11 protein-coding genes are annotated in these 15,907 nt (G+C 57.4%); 8 read left to right on the forward strand and 3 right to left on the reverse strand.

Annotated features, from left to right (window positions below):
• Nucleotides 1-72 precede the first annotated feature (72 nt).
• Complete coding sequence (locus ACJ8HA_RS03385; protein WP_442515203.1) at nucleotides 73-1,683, forward strand: hypothetical protein; 1,611 nt, start codon at nucleotides 73-75, stop codon at nucleotides 1,681-1,683.
• On the opposite strand, the gene ACJ8HA_RS03390 is transcribed toward ACJ8HA_RS03385, so the two are convergent.
• Nucleotides 1,680-2,348: a prepilin peptidase gene (locus tag ACJ8HA_RS03390; protein ID WP_025303218.1), complete on the reverse strand. Its 669-nt coding sequence runs from the start codon at nucleotides 2,346-2,348 to the stop codon at nucleotides 1,680-1,682. The genes ACJ8HA_RS03385 and ACJ8HA_RS03390 overlap by 4 nt on opposite strands.
• A gap of 430 nt (nucleotides 2,349-2,778) precedes the next feature.
• On the opposite strand from ACJ8HA_RS03390, the gene ACJ8HA_RS03395 reads away from it, so the two are divergent.
• On the forward strand, nucleotides 2,779-4,290 hold the full coding sequence (locus tag ACJ8HA_RS03395) for a YchO/YchP family invasin (protein WP_025303217.1): 1,512 nt from the start codon (nucleotides 2,779-2,781) through the stop codon (nucleotides 4,288-4,290).
• On the opposite strand, the gene narL is transcribed toward ACJ8HA_RS03395, so the two are convergent.
• Together narL and narX are read right to left on the reverse strand one after the other, a co-directional pair.
• A complete protein-coding gene (narL, locus tag ACJ8HA_RS03400) occupies nucleotides 4,287-4,937 on the reverse strand; it encodes a two-component system response regulator NarL (protein WP_025303216.1) in 651 nt (216 codons plus the stop codon). The two genes, ACJ8HA_RS03395 and narL, sit on opposite strands and share 4 nt — an antisense overlap.
• Nucleotides 4,938-4,947: 10 nt before the next feature.
• Complete coding sequence (narX, locus tag ACJ8HA_RS03405; RefSeq protein WP_049204108.1) at nucleotides 4,948-6,732, reverse strand: nitrate/nitrite two-component system sensor histidine kinase NarX; 1,785 nt, start codon at nucleotides 6,730-6,732, stop codon at nucleotides 4,948-4,950.
• A 350-nt stretch (nucleotides 6,733-7,082) separates the two neighbouring features.
• Here narX and ACJ8HA_RS03410 point away from each other — a divergent pair, with 350 nt between their 5' ends.
• The 6 genes from ACJ8HA_RS03410 (at nucleotide 7,083) to ACJ8HA_RS03435 (ending at nucleotide 15,906) form a co-directional block, all read left to right on the forward strand.
• On the forward strand, nucleotides 7,083-8,477 hold the full coding sequence (locus ACJ8HA_RS03410) for a NarK family nitrate/nitrite MFS transporter (protein WP_025303214.1): 1,395 nt from the start codon (nucleotides 7,083-7,085) through the stop codon (nucleotides 8,475-8,477).
• A 772-nt stretch (nucleotides 8,478-9,249) separates the two neighbouring features.
• The gene (locus tag ACJ8HA_RS03415; RefSeq protein WP_043138557.1) at nucleotides 9,250-10,149 is read left to right on the forward strand and encodes a winged helix-turn-helix domain-containing protein; all 900 of its coding nucleotides are present in this window, start codon (nucleotides 9,250-9,252) and stop codon (nucleotides 10,147-10,149) included.
• Nucleotides 10,150-10,329: 180 nt separating this feature from the next.
• The gene (locus ACJ8HA_RS03420; protein WP_025303213.1) at nucleotides 10,330-11,292 is read left to right on the forward strand and encodes an NAD-dependent epimerase/dehydratase family protein; all 963 of its coding nucleotides are present in this window, start codon (nucleotides 10,330-10,332) and stop codon (nucleotides 11,290-11,292) included.
• 174 nt (nucleotides 11,293-11,466) lie between these two features.
• Entirely contained in the window at nucleotides 11,467-12,516 is a 1,050-nt protein-coding gene (wecA, locus tag ACJ8HA_RS03425; protein WP_025303212.1) for a UDP-N-acetylglucosamine--undecaprenyl-phosphate N-acetylglucosaminephosphotransferase, read from the forward strand.
• Nucleotides 12,517-12,561: 45 nt separating this feature from the next.
• Nucleotides 12,562-13,695, forward strand: a complete 1,134-nt coding sequence (locus ACJ8HA_RS03430; protein ID WP_025303211.1) for a polysaccharide export protein — start codon at nucleotides 12,562-12,564, stop codon at nucleotides 13,693-13,695.
• 27 nt (nucleotides 13,696-13,722) lie between these two features.
• Nucleotides 13,723-15,906 (forward strand): polysaccharide biosynthesis tyrosine autokinase, encoded by a 2,184-nt coding sequence (locus ACJ8HA_RS03435; protein ID WP_043138547.1) that lies wholly within the window; start codon nucleotides 13,723-13,725, stop codon nucleotides 15,904-15,906.
• Nucleotide 15,907: the final 1 nt, after the last annotated feature.

Consider the following 15,907-nt stretch of genomic DNA (forward strand, 5'->3'; position numbering starts at 1 on the left):
AAAGGCGGCGTTGTTTACGCCTTTCACCGCGGTCGTCCGCAATGATGCGGACACATCACGTCAGGAGAGATTATGGACAATAACGAAAAGGCTTCAGCAGCGCGCGCAGCAACCTTGCTTGCCACCGGTGAGGTGGTTACGCCGGAACAGTTTTATCAGGACAGCGACGGAAGCAACTGGGGGCCGGCGATCAACAAAGCGGCGGCGGCGGCGCTGCAAGCCGGCGGTACGTTGTCCCTGGGGAAGCGGGTGTATACGGTCGCCGGACACGTACTCATTCAGACGACAACGGACATCTACGGCGGCATCGGTTTACGGGTGGTCGGATTGGGGCGGGCGACCAAAATTGTCAAGACGGCAGACAGCAGTTACACCAACGAACAGGGCGAAACGAAGAAAGCGGTGATCGTGGTAAAAGGCTTCGCCAATCTGACGCTGCACGGCTTGACGTTGCGGGATGATACCGGCGTAGACGACACCCACGGCGTGTGGTTCAGCGACCGCAATATGACGAAGTTTGATATTCGCGACATTTACACCAAGGTCGGCGGTTATTCGCTGTTTGTCTCGGGCGACATGTTCATCAACTGGCTGGTGAACGTGCAGATGGAGGCAAACGCCAATCGCCCGGGCGATGGGGTGCTGTGGATGGACAAGTCTGGCACCACCAATTTTATAGACGGCCTCTACGCCGCTCGCGCGAAGGGTACGGCGTTCAGAATTTCAGGGTTTTACTCTACTATCGGCTCGTTGGCTGCGGATGACTGCATCGGCGATATCTACTCTTTCAAAGATTTTAACGGCACGATCAATTCGTTGGGTTGCGAGAACCGCAACACGCAGCGCGCCGCCAATGTCAGCGTGCTGTCCACCAACTTTGCCCAAGGCACGATAGGCAATATCAATATCCAGGACGCGCAGAATGTGGAGAGCGGGGGCGTGTTGTGCCGATTCATCAACGAATCTCGTTGGGATATCGGTCAGTTGACTCTTTACAGCGGTTCTAAGACGCCTTTCCCGGTGGCGATCGCCGCCTGCAGCAACAATACCGAGGTAACCTTCAGTAACGTATACAACGGCGGCGTCCCGGTGGCCGGCAAAAGCACCGTCGATGTGACGTCGTTTTTAAGCGGGGTTGAAGCGATGTACAGTCTGGGCGAGCGGGGTATTGCCCCTTCCGCCTCCAGCAACCATTTGCCGCGCAATATATCGAAACAGCCATCGTGGACTTTTTTAGGCACCCTGACTGCGCCGGATCGGCAACCTACAACGCGCATTACTCTTCAACAGGGCGTAAGCACCAAGGTGCTGGCGTGCGATTTATATATCACGTTCGATCTGACCTCGCAGGCGACCGCCTTTGTCGTCAATAAAGGCAGCTATAGCGCGAAAGGCGCCTTTATGTTGCGTCGCACTGGGCCGTTGAGCTGCGAAATATATTACCGTGTCGAGAAAGATTTCGGCTTTGGCAGTTATCAGGTGCAGACTACACGCGGCAGCTACTGGCGGCCGGACGGCGTTTCGTTGAGCACGCCGCCCTCCGATGCGTTGGAAATCCGCAGCGATGAGGTGTTATCCACGGCCAGACTCGCGGTGATCCAACCACTGGCCAATCCGACAACGGCCAGCACGGCGGAAGTGGCCGGATTGCTCAATCGGCTGATCGAGACACTGAAGAATTAACCGAATAACGCCGGCGCGTTCTGGCCGGCGTCCAGCAAGAGCAGCAACCAGCCGGCGGCCGCCAAGGCGATGCCGAAAGGCTGCGGCGTTCGCCAGGCGCGACGGTTGCGTCTGCCGCGCGCCAATGCCATGCCTAATCCGAACATTGCCGCCAGGCAGACCAGCAGCGGCAATATTGTCCAACCGAGCCAGGCGCCCAGCGCGGCCAACAGTTTGAAATCGCCCTGTCCGATGCCGTTACGCCGCCGCACCTGCCGATAAAGCGCGTTGAGCAGCCACAATGCCCCGTAACCGGCCACGGCGCCGAGAACCGCGTCGTCAAGCGTTGCCCAGCGAGCGTCAAGATTGCACAGCAGCCCGCCCCACAGCAGCGGCTGGGTTAGCCGGTCCGGCAGCCACCGGTGACGCCCGTCTAGCCAGGCCAGGGCGATCAGCAGTGCCGCGGCCGGCGGTAACCACAGCCGGTGTGCTGCCGGCAGGTCGAAGGGCAACGCCGTCAACGCCAAACCCAGGGCCGTTAGCAGCAGGCTGCGGCGGCGCAATCTCGGCGGGCTGGCGCGCACGGCCGCCGTTCGCTCCAAGCGGGTGATGAGCGCGAAGGCGACCAGACCCGCCGACAGCAGCGCGGTGAAAAACAGCGCGTGCCACAGTGAGGAAATAAACATCAAGGCTCCGCCAGTCGTGAAACAGATGTTTAAAATAACGGCAAAATGCATATTTCATCGGGGTGAAATGCGGTGGATTGTGAGGAATGCGCAGTCGTACGCATCGCCACTTTACGTATTGCAGAGTGATACAATGCCTTGCGCGGTGGCGCTCAGCAGTGGTGTGCTGTGCTTTTTATCGGCAAAATCGACGCTAAAATGCGGTGAATTCATTTGGCGGCGGGAATGGATCGGTAAATGGTGCAAGTGACGCTGTCACTGAAGCGCGATTGGGGTTTATCCTATTGTTTCTGCTCGTCAAGCCGTTAGGCTTTAAGAGAGAGGCGTCCCCGCCAGGCCGGGACGTAAGGTTTTTCAGATCTGCCGTGGGAAAGGCGGCAGCAAAGCAGTGGGTTGGCATGCTCCAGGAGGGAGGGAGGCCAACGGTGTCATGAAAGACGTGATTCAGGCAATACTTATCAAGACCAAAAAACGATTCTGGCGCCGACGCCAGACGGCGTGGCTGGCCGGGCCACTGGTGTGGCTGGCCGGCGCAGCGGCCGCGTGCGCCGAATCCCCGCCGGCGCCGGACAGCGTCATCTCTTCTGAACAGGCCGCCGCGGACCCGGCCGCGAATTTGCCGGAGTTGGGCGGTGCGCCCGACGATGCCGCGCGCGAGAAGCAGTGGGCCGAGATGGCCAAGCAACTCGGCGAAAAAGAGTTGAACAACGTTTCACGTCAACAGATGCGCAGCCGCGCCGAAGATTATTTGCTGGGCCAGGCGACCGGTGCGCTGCAGCAACAGGCGCAGGAGCTGTTGTCGCCGTTGGGTACCGCCAGGCTATCGCTGAAGATGAGCGGCGAGGGGGACTTTACCGGCAGCAACGGGCAGTTATTCAGCCCGCTGTACGACGTCGACGGATTGTTGACCTACAGCCAGATCGGCTGGCTGCAGCAAAGCGCCGGGGCGCTTGGCAATTTCGCGCTGGGGCAACGCTGGATCGCCGGCGACTGGCTGCTGGGGTACAACACGGCGCTCGACAGCGATTTTGCTCGGCAGCGCAATAGAGGCAGCGTCGGTGCGGAAGCCTGGGGGGATTATCTGCGTTTCTCCACCAACTATTACTACCCGCTGTCGGCGTTGTCGCAACAGCCCGGCGATGGGGTATTTTTCAGCCGTCCGGCGCGCGGTTACGACATCACGACGCAAGGTTATCTGCCGTTTTATCGCCAGATCGGCGGTTCGCTCAGTTATGAGCAGTATCTGGGCGATAATGTCGATCTGTTCGGCAGCGGCAAAAAACAAAACGATCCGCGCGCGATGCAGCTGGGGCTCAATTACACTCCGGTGCCGCTGGTGACGATGAAGGCACTGCATAAGATTGGCGCGGGCGGGCAGAGCCAGGATCAGGTCGAACTGGCGCTGAGCTATCGGCTCGGGGTACCGCTGGTGAAGCAGATTTCGCCGGAGTATGTGGCGCAGGCCAAGTCGCTGCGCGGCAGCCGCTACGATCCTATCGAACGCAAGAACGTGCCGGTGCTGGAGTTCCGTCAGCGCAAGTCGCTGCAGGTGTTCCTGGCTACGCCGCCCTGGAGCCTGCAGGCGGGGGAAACCGTGCCGCTGGTGCTGGAAATCAAGGCGCTGAACGGCATCACTCACGTCAGTTGGCAGGGGGATACGCAGGCGCTGAGCCTGACGCCGCCGCACAACGCCAACGATCCGCAGGGCTGGACAGCGATCGTGCCGCCGTGGGACGACGCGCCGGGCGCCGCCAACAGCTACCGCCTATCGGTCACGCTGGAGGATGATAAACAGCAGCGCGTGACGTCCAACTGGATAGAGCTGAAAGTGGCGCCGCCGCTGACGGCAACCGCCGGCGATGACGCGGGCCTGCCGCCGATCAAAACCCTGACGCCACCGCCGATCCCGGCGCAAACCGGGCCGCTGTACGGCGGCGATTAACCGTTTTTGCCCTGCAGCACCCATACGGCGGCCTCGACGCGGGATTTTAGCTTCATCTTTTTCAGCAGGTGTTTGACGTGTACCTTGACGGTGCTTTCAGTGATGGTCAGGCGACGGGCGATCAGCTTGTTTGGCAGCCCTTGGGCGATCAGCTTCAGGATATCTCGTTCCCGCGGCGTTAGTTGCTGAATATCACGATCGGCGCTGGGGCGGTTTTCCCGCAGGCTGGCGGCGAGGATCGGCGTCAGCGCTTCGCTCAGTACCATCTGCCCGGCTGCCGCCTGATGCAGCGCCTTCAGCAGATCCTCCGGCTCCATGTCTTTCAACAGATAGCCGTCGGCGCCGCGTTTGAGCGCGCTGACGACGTCATCTTCATGGTTGGACACGCTGAACACCACGATGCGCCCTGACAGGTCGGTTTGGCGCAGACGATCCAGCGTTTCCAGCCCGTTGATGCCGGGCATGTTCAGGTCGAGCAGGATCAGATCCGGATCGTGCTGCTCCGCCAGCGTGACCCCTTGTTCACCGTTGCTGGCTTCGGCAATGACCTGCAGACGAGCATCCATGCCAATCAGCTGTTTTACGCCGTTGCGCAGCATCGGGTGGTCGTCGATCAGTAAGATGGTGGCGGCGGTTTCTGTCGTCATGGTGTCTCCGTTAGTCGATGGCGTGGTTATCTGGCGTGAAGCTGACCCGCACCTCAGTGCCGCCGCCGCTGCGCGGTAAAATGTCGCAGCGGCCGTGCAGGCTCTTGGCGCGATCGCGCATGATGATCAAGCCGTAATGGTCGGGGCGAGACGTCTCGGCCGGCAGGCCGCGTCCGTTGTCGCAGACGCTTAGGGTCACTTCGCCCCGTTTATTGATGACCTGAATGCTCACCTCACTGGCGGCGGCATGCTTAAGGATGTTGCTGAGCGCCTCGCGGGCGATCTGCAGCAGGTGAATGGCCTGATAGGCCGGAACCGTGCGTGGCCCCAGTTGGTAATCGAGGCTGATGGTCAGGCCCAGCTTGGGATTGAACTCCGCCACCGTCGATTGCAGCGCCGCCAGCAGGCCCGGTTCGGTCAGCTGCAGGCGGAAGGTGGTCAACAACTCGCGCAGCTGGCGATAGGCGCCGTTCAGCTCTTCACGCATCTGTTGCACCAGCGCCTGGCTGGCCGAAGAGAGCGTTTCGCCCTGCATCTGCAGACAGGCGATCTGCATTTTCAGGCAGGAGAGCGATTGGGCGATGGAGTCGTGCAGCTCGCGGGCGATCGCCGCCCGCTCCTCCATCAGCATCAGCTGCTGTTGGTGGTCGACCTGACGCTCGATGGCCAGCACGCTGGTCAGCTGTTCCACCAGGGTATTGATCAGTTGGCGATGTTCATCGTTCAGCGGTTGCTGCGGCGCATGCTGTGCCACGATCACGCCGTAGTCGCCGAGCTTGTCGCTCAGGCTCCAGCTCAGCGACGGATTGTCGGGATGCTGGCGGTGGCTGTCGTTCAGGCAGGCGCTGCACACCGGGTTATGGCAATGCTCCGGCCTTAGCGGTTGGTTGCCGCTCAGCTGCAGCAGCGGTTCCCGGCTGTCGTTTTCATACAGCCGCACCTGAATGGCGCGCAACGGCGTCAGGGTTTGCAGTTGGTTGAGCAGCGGCGTCAGGCGGCTGCACAACGGCTCGCTGGCGTGCAGCTGGCGGCTGGCGCGGTAGAGGAAGCTCAGCACCTGATTTTTCTGCTGCAGGTCGGCGGTCTTCTCGGCCACGCGCTGCTCCAGCCCACTGTAGGTCGCCGACAGCTCGTCGGACATGGTGTTCAATGCGCCGCCAAGCGACGCCATTTCATCCTGGTGGCCGCGTTGTGCATAGCGGCGGCTAAAATCGCCGCGGCCTACCGCCAAGGCCATCTCCACCAGTTGCCGCCACGGATGCAGCAACCGGCGCCGCAGGTAGCAGGTGGTGCCGATCAACAGCAGCAGGGTCAGCGCGATGAAGCCGGCCTGCACCAGCGTCACCATCAGCAGGCGGCGCTCGGTTTGCCTGTCGATATCCGAGACCAGCTTGTCCAGCAGCTGCACGAAGTGCGCCACCTGCGGGGCGGCATCGGCCGGGCGCTGCGCGCTGCGCAGGCGAGGTTGCAGAGTCTGTTGCCAGTAATCACGCAAGGCGTCGAACGGTTGGGTCAACCCTTCCTGCTCCACCGAACGCTGCAGATCGGGGCTGTTTTCGTCGCGCTCCAGTTCGCGGATCAACGTTTCATGCCGTTCATCCAGCGGCACCTGCGCCAGCAGTCGGTAGCTTTGCATACGTAGCGAGCCGGCTTTGTTGATGGCATGCGCGTTGCCCTGAATGCTTTGCGACATCCAGGCGGAAATCCCCATGCCGGCCACGCCCAGAATGCCCGACAGCAACATCAGCAGGGCGACCTGATTCACGATCGAAAGCGGGGCCAACAGGCGTTTCATAAGCGCGGGTTCCTGGCATTTGGCGCCGCTGAAGCTCAGGGGAGAAGGCGGCGACGAGGTAAACAAGTAACGATTCAGCCGTATTTTTGATTATCCCTGAGCATAACCCCATACCTCGAATGAAGTACCCATTAGTTTCCAGCAGGACGGTGAAGCGGTAAAAATGACGGAGTGATGCTTTCTAATGCATTGATTAAAAGTGATTTAATTTTTATTCGGGGTGTACCCCTAAGGGGATGAAGGCGCTATTTGTGCCGCCAACTACTTGCATTCGGGTTGATATACATCAACTTTGCCGCCGGGGCCGCCCCCTAGGGTGTGCGGAATGATCCCCCGTGTCTGAGGTTTTTATGTCGCAACTTGCAACGCCTTCATCAAAGAAAACCGGTGCGCTGATTCAGGACTGGCGTCCTGAAGACAGCGCCTTTTGGCAGCAGCGTGGCCATCGCATCGCCACCCGCAACCTGTGGATTTCCATTCCCTGCCTGCTGCTGGCCTTCTGCGTCTGGATGCTGTTCAGCGCCGTTGCGGTCAACCTGAACAAGGTCGGTTTCAACTTCACCACCGACCAACTGTTCCTGTTGACCGCGCTGCCGTCGGTCTCGGGCGCTATTTTACGCGTGCCGTATTCCTTCGTGATCCCGCTGTTTGGTGGCCGTCGCTGGACCGCCATCAGCACCTGCTTCCTGCTGGTGCCGTGCCTGTGGCTGGGGTTCGCGGTGCAGGACAGCAGCACGCCGTACAGCGTGTTCGTCATTATTTCCCTGCTGTGCGGTTTCGCCGGCGCGAACTTTGCCTCCAGCATGGCCAATATCAGCTTCTTCTTCCCGAAAGCGCGTCAGGGCGGTGCGTTGGGGCTCAACGGCGGTCTGGGAAATCTGGGCGTCAGCGTCATGCAACTGGTCGCGCCGCTGGCGATTTCTTTCAGCCTGTTTGGCCTGTTTGGCGGCACGGCGCAAAATCAGGCAGAGGGGGGGCAGCTGTGGCTGGAAAACGCCGCCTGGATCTGGGTACCGTTCCTGCTGGTTGCCACCCTGGCGGCCTGGTTCGGCATGAACGATCTGGCCGCGGCCAAGGCATCGCTGCGCCAGCAACTGCCGGTGCTCAAGCGTGGGCATTTATGGATGCTGAGTTTGCTGTACCTCGCGACCTTTGGTTCTTTCATCGGTTTCTCCGCCGGTTTCGCCATGCTGTCGAAGACGCAATTTCCGGACGTAGTGATCCTGCATTACGCCTTCTTTGGGCCATTCCTCGGTGCGCTGGCACGGCCAGTCGGCGGCGCGCTGTCTGACCGTTTCGGCGGCGTGCGGGTGACGTTGATCAACTTTGTAGTGATGGCCGTGTTCGCCGCGCTGTTGTTCCTGACCTTGCCGATGGCGGGTGAGGGCGGTTCGTTCATCGCCTTCTACGGTATCTTTATGGTGCTGTTTCTCACGGCGGGGCTGGGCAGCGGGTCGACTTTCCAAATGATCGCCGTCATTTTCCGTAAAATCACTGTCGATCGCGTGAAAGCGGCCGGCGGCAGCGACGAGAGCGCGCAGCGTGAAGCGGTGACGGACTCCGCCGCCGCATTGGGTTTTATCTCGGCGATCGGTGCCGCAGGCGGCTTCTTCATTCCCCAGGCATTCGGCACTTCGCTGGCGCTGACCGGTTCCCCGGCGGGGGCAATGAAAGTATTCCTGGTGTTCTATATCTTGTGTGTGGTCATCACTTGGGCGGTGTATGGCCGCAAGAAAAAGGCCTGAGTATCAAACGATTTTCTCAATCCCTCCCGACAGGGGAGGGATATTTCGCTCATTCCGAGTCATCTCTCCTCGCTCTCTCAGTGAAATTTTCTGCCTTTAGGTAAAATTCTCATCTCCGTTTGCCGTTTTTTTCTTTTTTTATAGTTATATCTCTCAATATGGGAATGTCTTCTCCCAAGCGTATTATATTATTTGCACGGTTTTTTCGTTTTGTTGAGAGTATTCTTACATTAAAAGATTAATGTCTTTCCCGCAGGTTAAATGAAATTTCTGGGAGGGTAAGGCATAATTAGTGCGATTGTTATAAAATCAGCAATAGGGTTTTGTCTTAGATGCTGCACGCGCCGTGTGGAATGTGTGACAGGGTTAAATCAGATAACTCTCATTCTGTTTTTTCCGGCTTTTTGTAGTCTATCTGACAATCCGATTAGGTGGAAAAACACAATGAACTCACGGAGAAGAATGAAATTTCACAATTTCATTCGGTTAACAACTGAACAGGGTTGTTATTTTTTTCTTTTTAAATCAATGAGGTGATCATTTGAACTTTACGGTAGTCATGAAGGAAATCCATGTTGCCAACAGGGAAAAAGAGTCATTTGGATAAACGGAACATCCTTAATAAGGCCTAATGTAAAAAATGAAATCAGAAAATTTTTATAAAGGCCAATATCCGATGAATGCAACCTGTTGAGTTTACATTTAATTTCTTGAACATTTTTTGATATTTCTATACAAAGTGTGCAGGACAGGCACGCTAAGGAAATTAAAAGTGAATCTTGATAGAAGAATAAAGATTAGGAATCTCGATGTTCTGACTCCTGCCGGGGAGAAATTTCGTCTGCGTTGGAAGGAGTATCAAATTCTTTCGCTGCTTGTCGCCAGATCACCAGAACTGGTAACCCGAACGGAAATTATAGAAAATATCTGGAAAGGAACTTACTGCTCAGATTCAACGATAAATCAAACAATTAAATCTATTCGCCAAAAAATCAGCGACTCGGAACATACGCTTATCAGAACCATTCCTCGGCTGGGTTACAAGGTGGAAAATCAAGCGGCTTTTCACTTTATATCCGAGGATGAAGACTACGCTGATGATGATATATTAAATGGCGGTGAGGATATTGGCGTTAATATTCAAGCGGAACTTTCTGAAAGTGAAAGTGAGTCCCCTGAGGCACACGATGAAAAAATAGATAAGCCGCGTAAAACGACGCTTGTTGCAGCGCCTGTTGCAACGGTAGAACCCTCCCAGGAACCCACTCGTGATAAAAAGTCGGCGACGGTGCGCCGATTTTTCAGCATGCCCGCCAGTCGCGTAGTGAAATACCTGACGGCATTTGCTTCTTTACTGGTTATTTCACATTTTTCATATGTGCTCGGCAACCAAACTCGCCCGCCGGTGATCAATGATATTCAGAACAATACGCGCGTCGTGTTGACGCTGACGTTGAATAACCCCCATACCAACAGCCCACAAACCCTGTTCTGCCTGTACCAGGGGGAGAGCATGGAGCAGGCGACCATCGAATGTGTCGACCCTAAGCAGGGGCAGCTTAAATTACCGGTAAAATATGAGACCTCTTCTACGCCGGGTAAAGGTCGGATTAATCTCATATTGCCGAATAAAACCTTGCAATATCAAGTTGCTTACGATGTTAAAAATTAGTGCTAAATGAGGTTTTATCTTTAGCGATAATTTTACATTTGATGAAATATTTTATTTCATTATTTGTTATTTGAAAGCCGGGTTCGATTTGTCCAGTCTGGAACTCATTACCTAACGCATATTAGCGTCCTGTTTCCATCGAGGTGACAGGAATAATGAGAACCTGCTGAGTGACAAATTATGGATAAGCGTAAAGTAGCTATTATCGGGGGTTCCGGTTTTATCGGAACACGCCTGGCGAAACGTCTCAGTGTGCGCGATGATCTGACGTTGGTCATCGTTGATAAACAACCTAGCGCACATTTTCCGGCGCTCTATCAGTATGGCGACGTGACGCAACCCGAGACCCTGCAAGAGCCGCTGGCGGGCTGCGACGCCATCATTAATCTGGCGGCGGAACATCAGGACAACGTCGATCCCATTTCGCTCTATTATCAGGTCAATGTAGAAGGTGCACGGCATGTCTGCATGACCGCCTCCGCGTTGAATATCCACCAAGTCATTTTCACTTCCTCGGTTGCCGTTTATGGGTTCGTCGAGCAGGAAACCGATGAAGGAGGGCGTTTCGATCCTTTCAATCATTACGGCAAATCCAAGCTCGAAGCGGAATACGTTTATGAAGCGTGGCGCAAGGCGGATAGCGCCAACAAATTGACCATCATTCGCCCGACGGTGGTATTCGGTGAAGGCAACCGCGGCAATGTGTATAACCTGTTCCGCCAGATCGCCAGCGGCCGATTCGTGATGATTGGCAGTGGCAATAATATGAAGTCGATGGCTTACGTTGAAAATATTGCCGCGCGGCTGGAGCATGCGTTGGACCAGCAGTCAAGTTATCAGGTCAGCAACTACGTCGATAAACCGGACTTTACGATGAATCAATTGGTCGACGTTATTTCCTCCTCGCTGGGCAGAGAAAATAAGACGATTCGCATTCCTTATGTGGTGGGAATATGCGGGGCGACCGCCTTGGATGTCGTGAGTAAAATAAGTCGTAAAAAATTCCCAATCAGTCGCGTCAGAGTGCAGAAATTCTGCGCCAGAACGCAATTTAAAAGTAATGTGCAAAATAATTTCGTGGCGCCGGTTGAACTTGATTCGGCAATCGAAAGAACCATTAAACATGAGTTTTCTGATAGATAACTTAACCGCACGCTGACGTTATTTACTTATTTCCGCCGACAAGCGGATAAATCTGTATTTTTCAGGATTAATTCATGCTGACTTATATCCTGGCAGGATCAATTTTGTTTTTGTTAATAGCGCATTGGGAGCTGTAACTCAAGGGCGGTAGCGTGCTTATTCGCTGGAGGAACGATGTTATATCAACTGAGCGTGATATTTGTGCTGGCGGTAGCGTGGGTCCTTATTGCCCGCCGGGCCGCCTTAACGGTGGGATTAGTGGATAAGCCCAATGCGCGTAAGCAACATCTGGGACACATTCCGCTGGTCGGCGGTATCGCCGTGTACCTGACGCTGATGCTGATGACGCTGTGGCAACCCGCCTGGCTGCCTGACAGCACCGTCTATCTGCTGTGCATTACGGCGCTGGTGGTGTTGGGCGTGCTGGATGACCGCTTTGATCTGCCCGTGGCGCCACGCGTCATGGTGCAGGGAGGGATCGCGCTGGCGATGATGCTGGCGGCAGGGATGCAGCTTTCCTCATTGGGCTATGTTTGGGGGCATCAGGAAGTGATGCTCGGTTATGGCGCGTTGCTGCTCACGCCGCTGGCGGTATGGGGAGCGATCAACGCCTACAACATGGTGGATGGCATCGATGGGCAACTGGGCGCCTTGTCCTGCGTGACCTTCGTCGCGTTGGCTATCGTGTTCGGATTGGGCGGCAGGGAAGATCTGGCGCTGTGGTGCCTGGGCCTGATCGTCGCGCTGGCGGCCTATCTGTTGTTCAACCTGAGCCTGTTCGGCGCGCGCAACAAGATCTTTATGGGGGACGCCGGCAGCATGGTGATCGGCTTCAGCGTGCTGTGGCTGGTGTTGCTGGCGACGCAGGGGCCACAGGCGGTAATGCGTCCGGTCACCGCGCTGTGGCTGATCGCCATTCCTCTGATGGACATGGTGACTGTGATGGTGCGTCGCCTGTTACGTCGCCAAAGTCCCTTCAAAGCGGGCCGCGATCATTTGCACCATATTCTGATGCGTCGTGGGCTCAATGCGCGTCAGGCGCTGGCGATGAGCACCATGCTGGCGGTGACGTTGGCCTGCATTGGCATTTGCAGTGAAGTGTTGCAGCTGCAGGAAAGCCAAATGTTGGTGGCGTTTCTGTTCTGTTTTTGCGGTTATTTCGTCATGTTGCGCGAACCGCGTCAGGCGACGGTGTTCAGCGATAATCCGACCGTCGGCCGTTAATCCCCTCACGGGCTGCGGCAGCAGCCCGTTTATCACGGTACTTCCATGAATTTTCATTTGCCTCTTTTGATGCCATTGGCCTTCACCTCCGCGCTGTTGAGTGGATGTACGGTGGTTCCCGGTTCACATTTACCGACCAGCGGAAAAGCCATCGTCGTGCAACAGGACGACGATTTCGATTTGAATGACCAGGTACAGGTTTATCGCATGTCGCCGATGCTGCTGCAGAAAATGCGGCGCGTAGAACCGGTCGCCCGGCCGAACCCGGCGCTGGATCAGCGATTGCAGAGCTATCAATACCGCATCGGCGTCGGCGACGTGTTGAACGTCACCGTCTGGGATCACCCCGAGTTGACCACGCCGGCCGGGCAATACCGCAGCGCCAGCGACACCGGCAACTGGGTGCATGCGGATGGCACGATTTTTTATCCCTATATCGGGCGAGTGGCGGTGGTGGGCAAGACCGTCACCGAAGTGCGCAGCCTGATCGCCGGCCGTCTGGCGCAGTATGTGGAAAGCCCTCAGGTAGACGTCAGTATTGCCGCTTTCCGTTCGCAGAAGGCTTACGTGACCGGCGAAGTGAAAACCTCCGGCCAACAGGCGATCACCAACGTGCCGTTGACCATTCTGGATGCGATTAACGCCGCCGGCGGCCTGACGGACAACGCCGATTGGCGCAACGTCGTGCTGACCCATCAGGGCAAAGAGCGGGCTATCTCGCTGCAGGCGCTGATGCAGCGCGGCGACATCAGCCAGAACGCGCTGCTGCAGCCGGGCGACATCCTCTACATCCCGCGCAATGACGAATTGAAAGTGTTCGTGATGGGCGAGGTGGGCAAGCAAGCGACGCTGAAGATGGATCGCAGCGGCATGACCCTGACCGAGGCCCTCGGATCTTCCGAAGGGATCAGCCAGACGGTGGCGGATGCGACCGGGGTGTTCGTGATCCGGCCGAGCGGCGGTAAAACACCGCAGCGACTGGCGACGCTGTATCAGTTCGATCTCTCCGACGCCAGCGCGCTGGCGATGGGCGCTGAATTTCAGCTGCAACCTTACGACGTCGTGTACGTCACTGCGGCGCCGGTCGCGCGCTGGAACCGTTTGATCAGCCAGCTGGTGCCGACCATCAGCAGCTTTAACGATCTCAGCGAGGCGACCTTGCGCGTGCGCAACTGGTAACTCCGCAGGGTGAATAAGGAACAGAAGATGAAAAATAATGCGCTGTCCGTGATGGTGGCCGAACAAGACGAAAAGCTGGAGTGGGAACGCCTGATTGGGCCGCTGTGGGATAACCGCTGGCGGATCGCCGTCGTGACCGGCGTGGCAGGCATGTTGGGCGTCGCCTACGCCCTGTTGGCCACCCCGGTGTACCAGGCTACGGCGGTGGTGCAGGTGGAGAAGCAGCTGTCCGGCGATTCGCTGCTGCGTGAAACGTTGGACAGTTCAATGATGGGGCAAAATTCAGCGACACAGGATGAGGTGACGCTGGCTAAGTCGCGCTACGTGCTGGGAAAAACGGTGGACACCCTCGGTCTGACGGTGCGCGTCAGCCCGGACTATTTCCCGGTGTTCGGCAAAGGCTTTGCCCGCTTGAGCGGTGAAAAGCCGCCGGTGCTGAGTATTGCCACGCTGACGACGCCGGCGGACATGGAGGGCGAAGCGCTGACGCTGACGGTGCGCGATGGGCAGCATTACGAGCTGAGTTATGACGGCAGCAAACTGTTCAGCGGCGTGGTCGGGCAGCCGGTGGCGCAAGGCGGTTGGAACATGACCGTCTCGGCGCTGGACGCTTCGCCGGGCGCCAGCTTTACCGTGGTCAAAGTCGCGCGTCAAGAAGCGGTGGACGATCTGCGTAAATACCTGGACGTGGTGCCGAGTGGCAAGGACAGCGGCATCATGACCTTTACGCTGCCGAGCGAAGATCCGCAGAGCGCCGAGGCAATGCTGAAGAACATCACCGACAACTACCTGCAGCAGAACGTGGACCGCAAAACGGAAGAAGCTCAGCGAATGCTGGCGTTCCTGCAAGAGCAGCTGCCGCAAACGCAAACCTCGTTGAACAACGCGGAAACCCAACTTAATCAGTTCCGCCAGCAAAATGACTCGGTGGATCTGTCGCTTGAAGCCAAATCGGTGCTGGATACTCAAGTGCAGCTCGAGGCCCAGCTCAACGAGCTGACCTTCAAGGAAGCGGAAATCTCCAAACTCTACACCCGCGCGCACCCGGCTTACCGGGCGCTGCTGGAGAAGCGCGCCACGCTGGAGGCGGAAAAGGCACGGCTGGGTAAACAGGTGCAGACGTTGCCGAAAATGCAGCAGGAGATCCTGCGTCTTACCCGCGACGTGCAGGTGGATCAGCAGGTTTACATGCAGCTGATGAACAAGCAGCAGGAACTGAGCATCAGCAAGGCCGGCACGGTGGGCAATGTGCGCATCATCGACGAAGCGGAAACCGCGCTGCGGCCGATTAAGCCGCAAAAGATGCTGATCGTATTGTTGGCGCTGCTGCTTGGCGCCGGGGGCGGCGCCATCGTAGTGCTGCTGCGTGCGGCCTTCCATCGCGGCATCAATGACATCGATACCCTGGAGAAGCGGGGCATCAACGTCTACGCCACCGTGCCGCTGTCGCCGTGGCAGGTGAAGCGCAACCGCGAGCAACGTCAGCTGCTGCCAAGGTCCGGGGGGCGGCGCTTGCCGATCCTGGCGGTGGCCGAACCGACGGACCTGTCGGTGGAAGCGATCCGCAGCCTGCGCACCAGCCTGCATTTCGCCATGATGGAGGCCAAGAACAACATTCTGATGGTCTCCGGCGCCAGCCCGGAAAGCGGCAAGAGCTTTACCAGCACCAACCTGGCGGTGGTGGTGGCGCAGGCCGGGCAGCGGGTGCTGTTGATCGACGCCGATATGCGCAAAGGCTTCCTGCACCGCTGGCTGGCGGATGATGGGCATCAGGGGCTGTCCGACATGCTGGTGGGCAACGTGATGGCGGAACAGGCGGTGCGGAAAACCGCCATCGCCAATCTGGACTTCGTGCCGCGCGGTCAGGTGCCGCCGAACCCGTCCGAACTGCTGATGCACCGCCGTTTCGCCGACTTCCTGCGCTGGGCCGGGCAGAACTACGATCTGGTGCTGATCGACACGCCGCCGATTCTGGCGGTTACGGACGCGGCGATCGTCGGCAATCACGCGGGTACCTCACTGCTGGTGGTGCGCTTTGAGGTGAATACCGTCAAGCAGATCGAAACCAGCATGCGTCGTTTCGAACAGAATGGCGTGGCGATCAAGGGCGTGATCCTCAACGGGATGGTGAAGAAGGCGGCAACCGACATGAGCTATTACAACTTCGCCTACCCAAGCCATCGGGAAGATCACCCGCAGGCAGGGGAATAAG

Origin of the sequence: Serratia sp. CY33802, from assembly GCF_052169095.1 — a bacterium.
In the GTDB taxonomy this organism is placed as follows: domain Bacteria; phylum Pseudomonadota; class Gammaproteobacteria; order Enterobacterales; family Enterobacteriaceae; genus Serratia; species Serratia bockelmannii.

Excerpts from the sequence above, each read along its gene's own strand:
- ACJ8HA_RS03385 (WP_442515203.1), top strand. The coding sequence starts at position 73 with ATGGACAATAACGAAAAGGCTTCAGCAGCGCGCGCAGCAACCTTGCTT.
- ACJ8HA_RS03390 (WP_025303218.1), bottom strand. The coding sequence starts at position 2,348 with ATGTTTATTTCCTCACTGTGGCACGCGCTGTTTTTCACCGCGCTGCTG.
- ACJ8HA_RS03395 (WP_025303217.1), top strand. The coding sequence starts at position 2,779 with ATGAAAGACGTGATTCAGGCAATACTTATCAAGACCAAAAAACGATTC.
- narL (WP_025303216.1), bottom strand. The coding sequence starts at position 4,937 with ATGACGACAGAAACCGCCGCCACCATCTTACTGATCGACGACCACCCG.
- narX (WP_049204108.1), bottom strand. The coding sequence starts at position 6,732 with ATGAAACGCCTGTTGGCCCCGCTTTCGATCGTGAATCAGGTCGCCCTG.
- ACJ8HA_RS03410 (WP_025303214.1), top strand. The coding sequence starts at position 7,083 with ATGTCGCAACTTGCAACGCCTTCATCAAAGAAAACCGGTGCGCTGATT.
- ACJ8HA_RS03420 (WP_025303213.1), top strand. The coding sequence starts at position 10,330 with ATGGATAAGCGTAAAGTAGCTATTATCGGGGGTTCCGGTTTTATCGGA.
- wecA (WP_025303212.1), top strand. The coding sequence starts at position 11,467 with ATGTTATATCAACTGAGCGTGATATTTGTGCTGGCGGTAGCGTGGGTC.
- ACJ8HA_RS03430 (WP_025303211.1), top strand. The coding sequence starts at position 12,562 with ATGAATTTTCATTTGCCTCTTTTGATGCCATTGGCCTTCACCTCCGCG.
- ACJ8HA_RS03435 (WP_043138547.1), top strand. The coding sequence starts at position 13,723 with ATGAAAAATAATGCGCTGTCCGTGATGGTGGCCGAACAAGACGAAAAG.